Origin of the sequence: Burkholderia sp. JPY481, from assembly GCF_038900515.1 — a bacterium.
Taxonomy (GTDB): domain Bacteria; phylum Pseudomonadota; class Gammaproteobacteria; order Burkholderiales; family Burkholderiaceae; genus Paraburkholderia; species Paraburkholderia youngii.
On sequence record NZ_JAYMRT010000005.1, the window covers coordinates 226171 to 242979 of the forward strand.

The 16809-nt window shown below is 64.8% G+C and carries 12 protein-coding genes; 3 read left to right on the plus strand and 9 right to left on the minus strand.

Annotated features, from left to right (window positions below; genetic code table 11):
• Positions 1 to 47: 47 nt before the first annotated feature.
• Both VSR82_RS15460 and VSR82_RS15465 read left to right on the plus strand, forming a co-directional pair.
• The gene (locus VSR82_RS15460) at positions 48 to 1289 is read left to right on the plus strand and encodes an EmrA/EmrK family multidrug efflux transporter periplasmic adaptor subunit (protein ID WP_176108913.1); all 1242 of its coding nucleotides are present in this window, start codon (positions 48 to 50) and stop codon (positions 1287 to 1289) included.
• Positions 1290 to 1323: 34 nt separating this feature from the next.
• The gene (locus VSR82_RS15465; RefSeq protein WP_368582705.1) at positions 1324 to 2886 is read left to right on the plus strand and encodes a DHA2 family efflux MFS transporter permease subunit; all 1563 of its coding nucleotides are present in this window, start codon (positions 1324 to 1326) and stop codon (positions 2884 to 2886) included.
• A gap of 122 nt (positions 2887 to 3008) precedes the next feature.
• Here the strand turns inward: VSR82_RS15465 and truB are convergent, their stop codons facing one another.
• The 9 genes from truB to VSR82_RS15510 form a co-directional block, all read right to left on the minus strand.
• A complete protein-coding gene (truB, locus tag VSR82_RS15470; RefSeq protein ID WP_368582704.1) occupies positions 3009 to 3944 on the minus strand; it encodes a tRNA pseudouridine(55) synthase TruB in 936 nt (311 codons plus the stop codon).
• 70 nt (positions 3945 to 4014) lie between these two features.
• Entirely contained in the window at positions 4015 to 4380 is a 366-nt protein-coding gene (gene rbfA, locus VSR82_RS15475; RefSeq protein WP_008922231.1) for a 30S ribosome-binding factor RbfA, read from the minus strand.
• A gap of 220 nt (positions 4381 to 4600) precedes the next feature.
• Positions 4601 to 7528 carry a translation initiation factor IF-2 gene (gene infB / locus VSR82_RS15480; protein WP_368582703.1) on the minus strand — a complete coding sequence of 976 codons (2928 nt, stop codon included), beginning with the start codon at positions 7526 to 7528 and terminating at the stop codon, positions 4601 to 4603.
• 94 nt (positions 7529 to 7622) lie between these two features.
• The gene (gene nusA, locus VSR82_RS15485) at positions 7623 to 9098 is read right to left on the minus strand and encodes a transcription termination factor NusA (RefSeq protein ID WP_018432253.1); all 1476 of its coding nucleotides are present in this window, start codon (positions 9096 to 9098) and stop codon (positions 7623 to 7625) included.
• Positions 9095 to 9553 carry a ribosome maturation factor RimP gene (gene rimP / locus VSR82_RS15490; protein WP_006052964.1) on the minus strand — a complete coding sequence of 153 codons (459 nt, stop codon included), beginning with the start codon at positions 9551 to 9553 and terminating at the stop codon, positions 9095 to 9097. Before rimP ends, nusA begins: the two co-directional genes overlap by 4 nt.
• A gap of 623 nt (positions 9554 to 10176) precedes the next feature.
• Entirely contained in the window at positions 10177 to 11961 is a 1785-nt protein-coding gene (rluB, locus tag VSR82_RS15495; protein ID WP_429459946.1) for a 23S rRNA pseudouridine(2605) synthase RluB, read from the minus strand.
• Between the two features lie 64 nt (positions 11962 to 12025).
• Complete coding sequence (gene scpB / locus VSR82_RS15500; protein WP_410848954.1) at positions 12026 to 13069, minus strand: SMC-Scp complex subunit ScpB; 1044 nt, start codon at positions 13067 to 13069, stop codon at positions 12026 to 12028.
• Positions 13070 to 13445: 376 nt separating this feature from the next.
• Positions 13446 to 14666 carry a pyridoxal phosphate-dependent aminotransferase gene (locus VSR82_RS15505; RefSeq protein WP_429459949.1) on the minus strand — a complete coding sequence of 407 codons (1221 nt, stop codon included), beginning with the start codon at positions 14664 to 14666 and terminating at the stop codon, positions 13446 to 13448.
• A gap of 165 nt (positions 14667 to 14831) precedes the next feature.
• Positions 14832 to 15734: a LysR family transcriptional regulator gene (locus VSR82_RS15510; RefSeq protein ID WP_013089149.1), complete on the minus strand. Its 903-nt coding sequence runs from the start codon at positions 15732 to 15734 to the stop codon at positions 14832 to 14834.
• A 406-nt stretch (positions 15735 to 16140) separates the two neighbouring features.
• On the opposite strand from VSR82_RS15510, the gene VSR82_RS15515 reads away from it, so the two are divergent.
• Positions 16141 to 16542 carry a transposase gene (locus VSR82_RS15515; protein ID WP_368582699.1) on the plus strand — a complete coding sequence of 134 codons (402 nt, stop codon included), beginning with the start codon at positions 16141 to 16143 and terminating at the stop codon, positions 16540 to 16542.
• Positions 16543 to 16809: the final 267 nt, after the last annotated feature.

Consider the following 16809-nt stretch of genomic DNA (forward strand, 5'->3'; position numbering starts at 1 on the left):
CGAACACCGAACAAACGACGACGTTCAAAAGAACCCGGAGCACATCAATGAGCACTCCCCAGCAGCCCGCCACTCCACCGCAAGCGGCGAACAACGGCAAACGCAAGCGCATGATGACGCTGCTCGTCATCGTGATCCTGATTGCCGCGGTCGCGTACGGCCTGTACTACTTCCTCGACGCACGCTTCCATGAAGACACCGACGACGCCTACGTGAGCGGCAACGTCGTGCAGATCACGCCGCAGGTCACGGGCACCGTGATCGCAGTCAATGCGGACGACACCCAGGTCGTCAAGGCCGGCGACCCGCTCGTCGTGCTCGACCCCGCCGACGCGCGCGTCGCGCTCGAACAGGCCGAGGCCAATCTTGCGCAGGTGGTGCGTCAAGTGCGGGGTCTGTTCGCCGACGACAGCCAGTACGAAGCGCGGGTCGCGGCGAGCCAGGCGGACCTGTCGCGAGCCCAGGACGACCTGAAGCGCCGTATGACGGTCGCGCAGACCGGCGCGGTATCGCAGGAAGAAATCTCGCACGCACGCGACGCCGTGAAGAGCGCGCAAGCCGCGCTCGACGCCGCCAAACAGCAACTCGCGGCAAATCGCGCGCTGACCGCGAACACCACGATCGCGAATCACCCGAACGTGCAGGCCGCCGCCGCGAAGCTGCGCGACGCGTACCTGAACCACGCTCGCAATACGCTGCCCGCGCCGGTCACCGGCTATGTCGCGAAACGTTCGGTGCAGGTCGGCCAACGCGTGTCGCCGGGCACGCCGCTGATGGCGATCGTGCCGCTGCATGACGTGTGGGTCGATGCGAACTTCAAGGAAGTGCAACTGAAGCACATGCGCATCGGCCAGCCGGTCGAACTGACGGCCGACGTCTACGGCTCTTCGGTGCCGTATCACGGCAAGGTGATCGGCTTCTCCGCCGGCACTGGCTCGGCGTTTTCGCTGCTACCCGCGCAGAACGCGACCGGCAACTGGATCAAGGTCGTGCAGCGTCTGCCGGTGCGTATTTCGCTCGATCCGCAGGAACTCGAGAAGCATCCGCTGCGTATCGGTCTGTCGATGCAGGCTGACGTGAACATCAAGGACGACACCGGCGGCCAGCTCGGTCAGGCGCCGTCCACGGCCTACCAGACCAACGTCTTCGACAAGTACGGCGCCGAAGCCGACGCGGAAATCGCGCGCATCATCGCGGAAAACGCTGGCCAGAACGCGAACGGCGGCGCGCAGAAGTCGACCGCGGCGAGCGCCGCGGCCGCCACGAAACCGGCTGCCCACAAGAGCTAAGGCTCCGCCCGACGATTCCTAGAAGGCTCTTTTAATGGCTCAGGCTCAGGCGCAAGTCCCTCACCCGCCGCTCGAGGGCGCGCAACTGGTGATCGGCACCATCGCGGTGTCGCTCGCCGTGTTCATGAACGTCCTGGACACGTCGATCGCCAACGTGTCGATCCCGTCGATTTCCGGCGACCTCGGCGTGTCGTCCGACCAGGGCACGTGGGTGATCACATCGTTCGCGGTGGCCAACGCGATCTCGGTGCCGCTGACCGGCTGGCTCACCGACCGCATCGGTCAGGTGCGGCTGTTCATGGCGTCGATCGTGCTATTCGTGCTGTCGTCATGGATGTGCGGGCTGTCGCCGAACCTGCCGTTCCTGCTCGCGTCGCGCGTGCTGCAAGGCGCGGTGGCCGGCCCGATGATCCCACTGTCGCAGACGCTGCTGCTCGCGAGCTATCCGCGCGCGAAGGCGCCAATGGCGCTATCGATGTGGGCGATGACCACGCTGATCGCGCCGGTTGCCGGTCCGATTCTCGGCGGCTGGATTTCCGACAACATCTCGTGGCCGTGGATCTTCTACGTCAACATTCCGGTCGGCGCGGTCGCGGCCGCCGCCACGTGGATGATCTTCCGCAACCGCGACTCGGTGATCAAGAAGGCGCCAATCGACGGCGTCGGTCTCGGTCTTCTGATCGTCTGGGTCGGCTCGCTGCAGGTCATGCTCGACAAGGGCAAGGACCTCGACTGGTTCTCGTCGACGACGATCGTCGTGCTCGCGCTCGTCGCGGTGATCGCGCTCGCGTTTTTCATCGTGTGGGAGCTGACGGCCGAGCATCCGGTGGTCGACCTGTCGCTGTTCAGCCGACGTAATTTCACTGGCGGCACGATCGCGTTGTCGATCGGCTATGGGCTTTACTTCGGCAATCTCGTGCTGTTGCCGCTGTGGCTGCAGACCGATATCGGCTACACCGCGACCGAAGCGGGACTCGTGATGGCGCCCGTCGGCGTGTTCGCGATCCTGTTGTCGCCGATCACCGGCAAGGTGCTGCCGCGCACCGATCCGCGCTATATCGCGACGCTGTCGTTCCTGATTTTCGCGCTGTGTTTCTGGATGCGCTCGCGCTATACGACGGGCGTCGATACGTACTCGCTGATGCTGCCCACGCTGATTCAGGGAATCGGCATGGCTGGCTTCTTCATACCGCTCGTGTCGATCACGCTGTCGGGCTTGCCGGGCCATCGGATTCCGGCGGCCTCGGGGCTGTCGAACTTCGTGCGGATCATGTGCGGCGGTATCGGCACGTCGATTTTCCAGACCGCGTGGGATCACCGCACGATCATGCACCACGCGCAACTGACGGAGCAGGCGAACGCCTACAACCCGGTGTTTGGTCAGTCGATTCATCAGATGGGCGCGGCGGGCCTGGACCAGCAGCAGACCTATGGTCTCTTCAACACCATGGTCACGCAGCAGGCCGCGCAGCTCGGCGTGAACGATCTGTTCTTCATTTCGGCCGGTATTTTTGTCGCGCTGATTGCGCTGATCTGGATCACGCGGCCGGAACGGGCGGGCGGCGACTCGGGAGCGGCGGCGGCTGCGGCGCATTGAGTCGTATTCGGGGCGTTGCTTGAGTTCGACACCGCTCCACTGTAGGGCGTGAAAAAAGCGGGATCGCACGATGGCGATCCCGCTTTTTTATTGTCGGCGCGGTGCTGGCAAAACGGCGGCCTCTAGCTCTCCGTCGTCACGACCAGACGTTCGGGCGCGAGCACCCCTTCGCCCGGTTTTGCGACCCCCAGAAGCCGCCCCTGCGCCGAGTACACCCTCACACGCGGGGCATTCGCGGCATCAGCGGCGATCGTCAACGACGACAGCTTCAGGCGCTGGCCGTGCAAGAAGCGACGCGTGTCGTCGTCGTTCAGCGTGACCTGCGGGAACGTCGACAGCAATGCGTCGACCGGCTGCAGCCATGCGTCGCGTTCGAGCTCGGTCGCGGCGGACAACGCGTCGAGCGTGACCGAATGATCCAGCGTCAGCGCGCCGACGCCGGTGCGGCGCAGCGCAACCAGATGCGCGCCGCAGCCGAGCGCCTCGCCGATATCCTCGGCAAGCGTGCGCACGTACGTGCCCTTGCTGCACGTCACGCGAAACGTGACATCCGGCAGCGCGCACGCAATCAGCTCTAGCGCGTGAATCGTCACCGGCCGCCCTTCCCGCTCGACCGTTTGACCGGCGCGCGCGTACTCATACAGCGGCTTGCCGTCGCGCTTGAGCGCCGAGTACATCGGCGGAACCTGAACGATCTCGCCGATGAATCCCCGCAAAGCCGCCCGCACCGCCGCTTCGTCGCAGTCGACGGCGCGGATGTCGAGCGCCTCGCCCTCGGCGTCGCCGGTGGTCGTGCGGATGCCGAGGCGCATCGTGGCCTCGTAGGTCTTGTCGGCTTCGAGCAGGTCTTGCGAAAACTTGGTGGCCTCGCCGAAACAAAGCGGCAGCAAGCCGGTGGCGAGCGGATCGAGCGTGCCGGTGTGGCCCGCCTTTTTCGCCAGATAGAGACGTTTCGCACGAATCAGCGCGTCGTTGCTCGACAGGCCGAGCGGCTTGTCGAGCAGCAGCACGCCGTCGAGCGCGCGACGCGGCACGCGGGGGCGTTGAGGTGCGGTCATGTCGAGGAAGGCAGAACGTTCGGGAAACACGAAAAACGGCGCCGCGCGGAACGCGACGCATCGCAGACGCTCAGTCGTCTTTCGCGCGCGTGGAATTTGCCTCGTCGATCAACCGCGACATCTCCACGGCGCGCTCGATCGTCTTGTCGTAGTGGAAATGCAGAGTCGGCACCGTATGGATATGCAGGCGCTTGAACAGCAGGTTGCGCAGATGGCCGGCCGCGTGCGTCAGCGCTTCCAGCGTCTGCTGCGGGTCGCCCGTCAGCGTCGTGAAGTACACCTTCGCGTGCGCGTAGTCGGGTGTCAGCTCGACGCTCTGAAACGTGACGATACCGATGCGCGGATCCTTGACCTCGCGCAGCAGCTCGGCCAGGTCGCGCTGGATCTGATCGGCGATCTGCACGTTGCGATTGGGAGTAGTACGTTTCTTAGGCATGGTGTTGTGTGCTCCGCTATAACGGATGCAAAAATTGGTTCGCGCGAGCCGTGTTCGTTATCCATTCGATACGACGGCGTCGCGATCGCCGCGACCGGTGAGAGTCCGTTTGCGACGAACGCGGCAACGAAGCCAGCGACAAACCCGACGCAGCGGGCTCAAAAACAACGGGCGGAGCGGGCGTCAAGCCCGTTCCGCCCGCTGTGCCGTGCCGCGTGGATTACAGCGTACGCGCGACTTCGGTGACCTCGAAGACTTCGAACTGATCGCCTTCGACGATATCGTTGAAGTTCCTGATCGACATACCGCACTCGAAGCCCTGACGGACTTCCTTCACATCGTCCTTGAAGCGCTTGAGCGAATCGAGCTCGCCCGTGAAGATGACAACGTTGTTGCGCAGCACGCGCACCGACGACGAGCGCTTGACGAAACCGTCCGTGACCATACAGCCGGCCACCGTGCCGACCTTCGGTACCTTGAAGACCTGGCGCACTTCGACCGTGCCCGTCACGACTTCGCGCTTCTCCGGCGCCAGCATGCCCGACATCGCCGCCTTCACGTCATCCACGGCGTCGTAGATGATGTTGTAGTAGCGGATATCGACGCCATTGGCTTCCGCGAGCTTGCGAGCTTGCGCATCCGCGCGGGTGTTGAAGCCGATGATGACCGCCTTCGACGCCGTCGCGAGGTTGACGTCCGACTCGCTGATGCCGCCGACCGCGCCATGCACGATCTGCACGCGCACTTCGTCGGTGGAGAGCTTCTGCAGCGACTGCACCAGTGCTTCCTGCGAACCCTGCACATCGGCCTTGACGATGAGCGGCATGTACTGCACTTCGCCTTCGCCCATCTGCTCGAGCATGGTCTCGAGCTTCGCGGCCTGCTGCTTCGCGAGCTTGACGTCGCGGAACTTGCCCTGACGAAACAGCGCAACTTCACGCGCCTTGCGCTCGTCCGGCATCACGATCACTTCTTCGCCAGCCTGCGGCACTTCCGACAGACCCTGAATTTCGACCGGGATCGACGGACCAGCCGACTTGGTCGGTTTGCCGGTTTCGTCGAGCATGGCGCGCACGCGACCGTAGGCGCTGCCTGCCAGCACGACGTCGCCGCGGTTCAGCGTACCCGACTGGACGAGGATCGTTGCGACCGGACCCTTACCCTTATCGAGCTTCGCTTCGATCACGAGCCCCTTGGCCGGCGATTCGACCGGTGCCTTCAACTCCAGCACTTCGGCCTGCAGCAGCACGTTTTCGAGCAGATCGTCGATGCCCGCGCCAGTCTTCGCCGACACCGGCACGAACGGCGAGTCGCCGCCGTACTCTTCCGGCACGACGCCTTCCGTGACGAGTTCCTGCTTCACGCGCTCCGGATTCGCTTCCGGCTTGTCGATCTTGTTGATCGCGACGACGAGCGGCACGCCGCCAGCCTTCGCGTGGGAGATCGCTTCCTTCGTCTGCGGCATCACGCCGTCGTCGGCCGCCACCACCAGGATCACGATGTCCGTTGCTTTCGCACCGCGGGCACGCATTGCCGTAAAGGCTTCGTGACCCGGCGTGTCGAGGAACGTGATCACGCCACGCGGCGTTTCGACGTGGTAAGCGCCGATGTGCTGCGTAATGCCGCCCGCTTCGCCTGCCGCAACCTTCGCGCGGCGGATGTAGTCGAGCAGCGAGGTCTTGCCGTGGTCGACGTGACCCATGACGGTAACGACCGGCGGACGCGGCAGCGCTTCAGCATCGCTCGCTTCGCCTTCGACCAGCATGGCTTCCGGATCGTCCAGCTTCGCCGCGAGCGCACGATGGCCCAGTTCCTCGACGATGATCATCGCCGTTTCCTGGTCCAGCATCTGGTTAATCGTGACCATCTGGCCGAGCTTCATCATCACCTTGATGACTTCCGAAGCCTTCACCGCCATCTTGTGTGCGAGATCCGCCACCGTGATGGTCTCCGGCACGTGCACTTCACGCACGATCGGTTCGGTCGGCGCCTGGAACGTGGTGGTCTGCTCCTGATGCTTGCCACGACCCTTCGGACCGCCGCGCCAGCCGCGATCGACGCCGCCGCTTGAATCGCCGCGCGTCTTGATGCCGCGGCGCTTCGCTGCGTCGTCCTGCCAGTTGCCGCCGCCCTTGCCGCCGGCGCCGGGCTTCTTCTTGTCGCCCGCGGACGGTGCGCTTGCGGGTGCCGGAGCCGCGGCCGCCGGCTTCCTGGCTGCGGGGCGAGCCGGTGCTTCGCCAGCCGGACGCGCCGGCTTGTGCAGCGTACCTTTGGCTTCGGCAGCCTTGGCCGGCTCGACGGGCTTCGGTGCCGGTTCCGGCGCCTTCACCTGCGCCTTGCGCGGTGTGTTCATCATTTCGCGAATCGCGCGCGCTTCGGCTTCGGCCGCCGCACGGCGCTTGGCGATTTCTTCCTGTTCGGCGCGCGCCTTTTCGGCAGCCACGCGCGCAGCGTCTTCCGCTTTCTTCGCAGCTTCACGTTGCGCGGCGCGTTCCGCTGCCGCGCGTTCGTCGTCCTGCTCGCTTGCCTTCGCGGCAACCGGCGCAGCGGCTTGCGCTGCCGCCTGCTGAGCCTTCTCGCGAGCCGCCGCATCGGCCGCAGCCGCTGCCCGCTTCTTCGCTTCTTCTTCCGCGCGCTGACGTTCGGCTTCGGCAGCCTGCTCGCGCGCCTGACGCTCGGCCTCTTCGCGCTCGAGCTGTTCCTGACGCGCCTTCAGCTCCTGTGCCTGCTTTTCGAGCAGCTCCGCTTCGTGACGTGCTTCTTCCTCACGACGCTGCAGTTCGAGATCCTCGACGTCCGCGTTTTCGGCCACATGATTCGATGCATCCCCGCCTTCCGCGACGGTCTCGTCGCGGCGGACGAACGTGCGCTTCTTGCGCACCTCGACCTGAATGGTGCGAGCTTTGCCCGTCGCATCGGACTGCTTGATCTCCGACGTATGCCGGCGCGTCAGCGTGATCTTGCGCTTGTCGGCATCGTTCGAGCCATGCGACTTGCGCAAGTGATCGAGCAGACGCGCCTTGTCCGCCTCGGACAGGTTGTCGTCTTCGCTCGCTTTCTGGACGCCCGCTGCCTGCAGCTGCTCGAGCAGCACGCCAGCAGGCATTTTCAGTTCCGCGGCAAATTGGGCTACGTTGTTACTCGCCATTCATTCCTCTTAATGCAAGGACCGATTCCTTGCGGTTAGCATCGGGTCATGCGGCCTCGCGGCCGCGTTCAATTCAGTGCGCCATGGTCATTTCTCACTGGAACCAGTGTTCACGTGCTTTCATGATCAACGCCTTAGCGGCATCCTCTCCCATCCCAGTCATCTCGACCAGTTCATCCACGGCCAGCTCGGCGAGTTCGTCGCGAGTCTGGATCTGATGTTCGGCCAGTTTCGCGAGCAGGTCGGCGTCCATGCCGTCCAGGCTCTTCAGGTCGAGCGCTACATTCTCGACCTTTTCTTCGTTCGCGATCGCCATCGTCAACAGCGCGTCGCGCGAGCGGTTGCGCAGTTCGTGAACGGTGTCTTCGTCGAATGCCTCGATTTCGAGCATTTCGTTGAGCGGCACGTAGGCGATCTCTTCGAGGCTCGTGAAGCCTTCGTCGATCAGGATGTCGGCGACTTCCTCGTCGACATCGAGACGCGCCATGAACAGGTCACGCAGGACGCCGCGCTCCTGATTCTGCTTCTGCGCAGATTCGTCCGGCGTCATGATGTTGATCTGCCAGCCGGTGAGCTCGCTGGCAAGTCGCACGTTCTGGCCGCTGCGGCCGATCGCGACCGCGAGTTCGTTCTCGTCGACGACGACGTCCATCGAATGCTTTTCTTCATCGACGACGATCGACTGCACGGCTGCCGGCGCGAGCGCGCCGATCACGAACTGGGCGGGGTCTTCCGACCATAGCACGATGTCGACGTTTTCGCCACCGAGCTCGTTGCGTACGGCCTGCACGCGCGAGCCGCGAATACCGACACAGGTGCCGATCGGATCGATGCGCTTGTCATAAGCGACTACACCGATCTTCGCGCGCACGCCCGGATCGCGTGCGGCCGCCTTGATCTCGAGCAAGCCCTGCTCGATTTCCGGCACTTCCATCTCGAACAGCTTCATCAGGAATTCCGGCGCCGTACGCGACAGCTCGATCTGCGGACCACGCGCGGTGCGGTCGACCTTTGCGATATACGCGCGCACGCGGTCGCCCACGCGGAGGTTTTCCTTCGGGATCAGCTGGTCACGCCGCAGCAGCGCTTCGACGCGGCCCGACTCTACGATGAAGTTGCCCTTGTCGAGGCGCTTCACCGAGCCGGTCATGATGTGTTCGCCGCGCTCGAGGAAGTCGTTCAGGATCTGCTCGCGCTCGGCATCGCGCACCTTCTGCAGGATCACCTGCTTGGCCGCCTGCGCGCCGATACGGCCGAATTCGATCGACGGCACCGGCTCCTCGATGAACTCGTCGAGCTGGATGTTGGGCTGCTGCTCGCGCGCCTCGAACAGCAGGATTTCCTGATCCGGCTCCTGCAGACCGGCTTCGTCCGGCACCACTTTCCAGCGGCGAAACGTTTCGTGCTCGCCGCTTTCACGGTCGATGTGGACGCGGATATCCGCATCTTCTTCGAAGAGTTTCTTGGAGGCCGAAGCGAGAGCCGCTTCGAGCGCGGCAAATACCACGTCCTTATCGACATTCTTCTCGCGTGCCAGCGCATCCACCAGCATCAACACTTCGCGACTCATTGTTTGCGGCTCCTAAAGTCAACTTTCGGAACAAGGCGCGCCTTGTCCATGTCCGCGAGCGTGAAATCGAGCATCGCGGCGCCTTCTTTTCCTTCAAATTCGAGACCGATCGTCTCGCCCTGCGGGGCATGCAAAATACCCCGGTACGATTTCCGACCGTCTAATGGCTTTTTCAGTGTGATAACCGCTTCGCTGCCCGCGAAACGTTCAAAATCCGCCAGTTTTTTCAGCGGGCGGTCGAGACCGGGCGACGAAACTTCGAGCCGCTCGTAATCGATATTTTCGACCGTCAGAACGTGCTGGAGCTGACGCGTGACTTTCTCGCAGTCTTCGATTGCGATGCCGGCCGGCTGGTCGATATAGATACACAACATGCCGCGCCCGGTGCGCTCGAGATCGACGAGCTCGTAGCCGAGTCCCACGACCGTGGTTTCAATCAGTTCCGTCAGTTGCACAGTGCCCTCTTAGATGTTCGCGCAGCGAGCCTCGCCTCTTCTGCAAACAACCAATGCGGGCCGCGCGCCAAGCCGGCGCACGTTGGTGCGAACCCGAGATGCCGAACCACGATGAACTGAGCGGCAAAAAAAAATGGGCTGAACGCCCATCATCTTATTGCCGGTGGTCGCACCTGAGCCGCACATGAAACCGTACGCCCAGCGACTTCGCGATTGTAGCCATTTTTCGGCCCAAAGGCAATCCGCAGAACGACGGGCGATCCGCATTTCCGCTTGATTTGATAGGAATCTTTCGACCATGTGGCGGCAAATCCGGGCTTTTGCAAGGTCGCACGAGCCGTGCGGAAAGGGAGCCAGGACGGGCCACGCCAACACGTTGCGGTGAATCGTCCTTTGGGTATTCGATGCCGTCTCGCGCGGGGTTTGACGCATCGGGAAGCCGCTCGAACGAGGCAAACGAGAGGCGGCATAGAATCGGCAAAAACAAAAAACGGCGCGTCCGGTAAGCGTTCAGCATTGATGTGCGTCGCGTTTGCTGAGCGAGCCGTCTGAAGCGGTCCTAGCCCTGCAGGTCGTACGAACCGCACCGAAGGCTATGGCCGCTCAACGGTACAGCGCGCCGCCTAACGACCCCGCGAGCGACCGCGCGACGTGCCACCACCACGATTTGCGCCGCCCGGACCCGCGTTCCCACCGGCGCGGTTGGTGTTGCCGCCACGATTGCCACCCGGCCCGCGATTGCCGGCGCTGTTGCCGGCCGGGCCGGCACGCTTGCCGCCCGTGCGTGCACGATTGCCGTTCGGCGACGGCGCGCGATTGCCGTCGACATCGCGGCCGCGCTGCCCGCCGGGGCCACGATTGCCTACGCCGGCACCAAAGCCAGCGCCGCTCCCCGTGCCTGCGCCGAAGCCGCCGCCCGCCGCGCCGCGGCGTCCCTGGCCGCGCGGCTGCTGCTCGAAGCGGCTATGCGACATCAGCACGGGCTCGCGGTTGATGAAGCCCATCGACGTCTGCATCGGATCCGGCTGACGACGCTCCGGCGCCGCATTGCGGCTACCGCGTTCCTCGGCCGGCGCCTTCAGGCCGACCGAGGCCATCAGCGCGCGCACCTGATTATCCTCGAGCTCCTCCCAGCGGCCGCGCTTCAGACCACGCGGCAGCGAGATCGGGCCATGGCGAGTGCGGATCAGCCGGCTGACCATCAGGCCGGCCGCTTCGAACATGCGGCGCACTTCGCGATTCCGCCCTTCGGCGAGCGCGACGTGGTACCAGTGATTAGTGCCTTCGCCGCCGCCATCGCGGATGCGCAGGAAGTTCGCCGGGCCGTCCTCGAGTTCGACGCCATGCAGCAGTTTCTGGCGCATACCCTCGGCCAGTTCGCCGACGACACGCACCGCATATTCGCGCTCGACGCTGTAACGCGGATGCATGAAGCGGTTCGCGAGATCGCCCGAGGTGGTCAGCATCAGCAGACCTTCGGTGTTGAAGTCGAGACGGCCGACCGCGACCCACTTGGCGGTTTTCATCGGCGGCAGCTTGTCGAACACCGACGGGCGGCCTTCCGGGTCCGCGTGGCTGACGATTTCGCCGGTCGGTTTGTGGTACAGCAGCACGCGCGGCGGCTTGCTGGCGAGCTTGCGCTTGACCGGCTTGCCGTTGATGCGAACCTGGTCGGTCGGCATGATGCGCTGGCCGATGTGCGCCGGCTCGCCGTTCACCGACACCCGGCCTGCGATGATCAGCTCTTCCATGTCGCGGCGCGAGCCCATGCCCGCCTCGGCTAGCACCTTATGCAGCTTCGGCGCGTCGTCATCGGGCGACAGCACGCGCTTCGGGCCCGTTGCCTTGCCACGGCGCAGCATCGGCGCGCGTACGCCGCCAGTCGTGGTGTTATCGGCGTCGAATGCGGGCGATGTCACATACGAGAACAGATCGTCCTGAGCCGATTCGGAGGCCACGGCCGCATCGGCGCCGCGTCGATTCTGGCGCTGGCCCTCACGTTGACCTTCGCGCGGCTGACGTTCGCGCTGGCCTTCGCGTGGCGCGCCCTCGCGCTTCGCCGCGCCGCCGGCATTGCGACGCCCGCCCTGTTTCGCGCCCGCGTCCTTGCGCGGTGCGCGCGCCTGGGCGACGACCTCGCCGTCCGGTGGCGTTTCGGCGACGACCGGCGCGCCTTGCGCGGGCGCGCCCTCGGCCGCCTTAGTCTTTGCGCCGGCGCGGCGTCGCGCGATCAGGCTGCGCGGCCCGCGACGCAGACCGCGGCGGGGGCGTTCTTCGCCCTCTGCTTCCGCGCCGTGAGCCGGGCGCTCGCCCTCGCCTGCCGACGCTTGCGTAGTGCGTTCGTCGCTCCGCGCCGACGGCACGGGGCGCTCGGATTCGGACGAATCGGTGTCGTGGGTATGTGTCAAAACAACCTCAAAATGTCAGGTCGCGCGCGCCCGTTGCGGGCGCGGCAAAAAAAGTTCGGTTACGTCAGGCGCTGCGCGACTCGGTTTCGTCGTCGGTCAGAAAACCTGCGTCCTGCGCGGCATCGCGGCGATCCTCTGGATCGTCGCGCGCCGCCTCGATCGGGTTCGGCTCGGCGGCGTGCTCCGTATTGCGAGCTACGCCCGAGTCGTGCGCGGGTGTTGCCGGATCGGTCGGGGTGACCGGATCGTGATTCTGTGCCGAACCGGCGACGCTGGTCTGCGTTGCCGTAGGTGCCGGTTCCGGCTGTTGTTGCGTGTCGTGCGGCGCGCTCGACGCGTCTGATGCACTTGACGCATTCGTCGTGCCGGACTGCCCGGTCGCTTCCGCATGGGGCTCCGGCTTGGACGTCGACTCGGCTATGGTCTCGGGCGGTGCTGCTGCAAATCCGGACGCCGACTGCTCCGCCGCTTCCGGTTCGTCCGCGTCACTCTCCGTGTCGCGCTCCGCATCCTGATCTGGCTGCTGCACGCTTTGCGCATCGCCCTCGGCAAATTCGATTGCGTGCTGACCTAGCAGATCCGCGTTCAGTTGCGCGGACGGATCGGCCAGCGGCGGCAATTCGTCGAGCGCCGTTAGGCCAAGGTCGTCGAGGAACTGACGCGTGGTCGCATACAGCGCCGGACGCCCCGGCACGTCGCGATGACCGATCACCTCGATCCAGCCGCGATCCTCAAGTTGCTTGACGACCTGCGTATTCACCGTCACACCGCGAATTTCTTCGATGTCGCCCCGCGTCACCGGTTGCCGGTAGGCAATGATCGCGAGCGTTTCGAGCACCGCGCGCGAATATTTCGGCGGTTTTTCCGGATGCAGTCGATCCAGATACGAACGCATCGCGGGCTTGCTTTGAAACCGCCAGCCCGACGCCAGCCCGACCAACTCCACACCGCGCCCAGACCAGTCCCGCTTCAGGTCTTCGAGCAAAGTCCGAACAGTGTCTGCCGACACGCCGTCGGCAAAGAGCTTGCGCAATTCGCCGAGCTTTAACGGCTCCTGCGCGCAGATCAAGGCAGTCTCGAGGACGATCTTCGCCTCTTGGGTATTCATGCAGCTAGGTCAGACCCTGTGGTCAAAGAACCGGATCAAACAGACGATGTGGAACTGAAGACGCGCTCGCCCGATTCTGATCGGTCATATTGATGGGAGCACGCACCGGGGGGTGGCGAACAGACTTATCGAGCCAGACCCAGCCGGACGGAGCGGCGATATTCCTGAAAGGATTCGCGTGAACTGAGCGCCATATTACGCAAAAACGACCGGGGCGTAAAGCCGCGATCTGCCGTGCATCTTCTGCTTCGGCGCCGACCGGTGTACCCGTGCTCGCGGGGACCGAGTCGCCACTGAGAAGATATCCACGATTCGCGGCCTTTCGCCGCTTGCGGCGCGCCAGGACGCTGCGCGGCGGACACGCGACACCATGCGCTCACGCGCCGGCGTGGCGCGCCAGAAAGCGCGTCAAGCGTTCTACGCCCGCATCTAGCCGCGCCGTATCGCACGCATAGCACCAGCGCACGAACCCCTCGCCTTGCGGCCCGAACGCGCTGCCAGGCGCCACGCCGAGCCCGACCTCACGCACCATCGCCTTGCACAAATCGAGACTGCGCGTCGAGCCCGGCATCGCGAAGAACAGATACATCGCGCCCAGCGGAGCCTTCACATCGACGCCCGGGACTGCCGACAGCGTGCGCACCAGATGATCACGCGACGTCCTCAGGTCGCGCACCAGTTCCTGCGTAAAGCGCTCGCCCTGCTCGAGCGCCGCGATGCCCGCCTGTTGCACGAACGACGGCGCGCACGACGTGTTGTACTCGACCAGCTTCGCGAGATCGTCCATCAACGCGGTCGGCGCGACGATCCAGCCGAGCCGCCACCCGGTCATCAGCCAGGCTTTCGAGAACGAATTCACGCAGATCACGCGTTCGTCGCGCGTCGTGAGATCGAGAAACGAAGGCGCGGTGCGCGCGCCGGCCGCCTGCGCGGCGTCGTCGCCGGGATAGTAGAGCCGCTCGTAGACCTCGTCCGCGACGATCCAGATACCGTGCCGCCGGCAGTGTTCGAGCACGGTACGCTGGTCGTCGCGATTCATCACCCAGCCGGTCGGATTGTTCGGCGAGTTGATCATCAGCATCTTCGTGGCAGGCGTCAGCGCGGCAAGCAATTGCCCGACGTCGAGCTCCCAGCCGTGTCCGCCGTAGCCAAGCGCGACGGTTTCGACATGCGCGCCGAGAATCTTCGGAATCTCGACCAGATTCGGCCATAGCGGTGTCACCGCGACGACCCGGTCACCAGCGCCGACCACCAGTTGCGCGGCGAGCATCAGCGCGTTGACGCCCGCGCTCGTGATCGCGATGTGCTCGGGCGACGTTGCGCCGTGCAGCTCGCTGACGTAGCCCGCGAGCGCCGCGCGCAACGGCGCGATGCCGAGGTTGTGCGTGTAAAACGTCGCGCCGGCGGCGAGCGCTGCACTCGCGGCGTCGCGGATGAATGCGGGAGTGACGCGGTCGGACTCGCCGAACCAGAACGGCAGCACGTCGTCCACGCCGAAACCGGCGTTCGCGACCTCTCGGATTTGTGATGGACGCAGCGCGCGCACGGCGTCGCGCGCATTCGGGATGGAGGGCACGGGCAGGTCCAATTCGCTCATCGAGGGTTCCGGGAGGGTGAAAGATAAGAGGCTCTGGGCGCAACGCGAAGGCGTGCGCGATGACGGCGGTAGTTTAGCGCGCCGGGTAATCGGACAGCGGCGAAGCAGGTGCCGGGTGGGCGGCGGGCCACGCCTGGTGGGACAGACCGCACACCATCCCGCCCGTTAATTCAACTCCTCGGCCCGCCCCGGCAGCTGCCTGATCAGATTCCACACCGCCTCGGCCGCGGGCGACAGCGACCGGTCGCGCCGCCGCACCAGCTCGACGCGGCGCTCCGCGCGCGGCACCAGCGGACGCGCGACCAGAGACGCCCCCGCCGGCAGCGGCAGCGCGAGCCACGGCAGCACGCTGATCCCGACGCCCGCCTCGACGAGCCCGAACACTGTCGCCGAATGGCCGAGTTCCTGCACCACGGTGGCGTTCACGCCCTGCGCCTGCATCACGGCGTCGATCAGCGGGCGGCTGCCGGACGCATAGTCGAGCATCACGAGTTGCTCGCCGTCGAGGTCCTTCCACGTCACCTGTTTGCGCGCGGCGAGCCGGTGATCGTCACGCGACACGATGCAGAACGAGTCGGTCATCAGCGTCTCGCTGAGCAGATCGTCGTCGGAGAACGGACCGATGATCACGCCGAAGTCCACTTCACCCGACTTCACCTTGCGCACCACGTCGCTTTGCACGTCGTCGCGCAGACCAAGCGTCACATAGGGAAACTGCTGCCCGCACGATGCGACCACGCGCGGCATCAGCCGGCACGCGACGGTCGGGCTCGCCGCGACCACCACGCGTCCGCGGCGCTGCTCGCCGATTTCGCGGATCTCGCGCAACGCGTCGTCGAGATCCGACAGCAGCCGCGACACGCTCGACACAAGGTTGCCGCCAACGTCGGTTAGTTGCACTTCGCGCGTCGTCCGATCGATGAGCTTCAGGCCGATTTCGCCTTCGAGCTCGCGCACGCACCGACTGACCGCCGACTGTGTGAGGCCGATTTCATCGCCGGCCCGGCTGAAGCTTTGCAAGCGCGCCACCTCAATGAAAACCCTGAGCTGTCGCAGCGTCACATTCATTTGCTGACCTCATCAATAACGCAATTTAATGCGCATTGTAGGTTAAATCCATGCGGCACAGCGCCCGTCACACCGGCCGCCGCAATGCAGCAAAAAGGCGCGAACGCCCGCTGGCCGGGCTCATCTGCACAAGATTGGTGATTGTCCCGATTTGCGAGGTGGGTTTTTTGGATTCATATACGGCCCTGGTTGGCGCCCGCGTTGGCCCGCCGCCACGGGGTTTTCAGGCAATCGATATCAAATTGGCACACTTCGTGCGTTGTGAGACGCGCAGGGTCGGCGCCATGATTTCCGACTGAAACGGCAATCCGTGGCAAGCCCGTCCCCTTTGGCACTCGCCTATCGAGTGTATGAAGAGTGCGCGGCGCGGGGCAGCGCACCGGAGTTAGCTTCGCTGAGGTGATACATGATGCTGTTCGACGATTTGAGAGATAACGAGTGGGCGCTGGTCGAGGCTTTGTTCTGTGCCGAGCCGACGCGCAGCGAACGGCGCGGTCGACCGCGCGTGGAAGCTCGGGCGGTGGTCAACGCCGTACTTTGGGTGTTGTCGACGGGCGAAGGCTGGTCCAAGCTGCCGGGCCGCTATCCGTCCCCGCCGACTTGCCGCCGGCGTTTCGACGAGTGGCAGGCCGATGGCACGCTCGCTGAAATTGTGAAGCGGCTTGGCACCAGCGGCCGCGAAATCTCGTTGCGCGGCAGGATCGGCGCAACGGCCGCGAAACCGCCGGCACCGCCGAGCCGCGACCGTATGCGCGGCGCGTTCTGGACCAATCCGGAATCGTGGCGCGCGCCGGTCAAGATGGCCTGACGCGAAACTACATTGTCACCGGGCGCCTGCGGGCGCCCGGTTTTTATCCAGCCGCCTTATTCACGATTGTGTGCACGCCGCGACCCGCGAGCATTTGACGGTCGCCGCGGGACGCTGCCCCTCGGTTTCGCGCCCGCTTTCGGAGCGCCATCCGCACGGCCGCCACAGTGCTCCGTGCGCGCGGCCTCAGACTTGCAAACTGTCCGATAGCTCCGGGTGAAACATCCATTTACTATTAATTACAGCACCCTTTCTTCCCCCGGCATA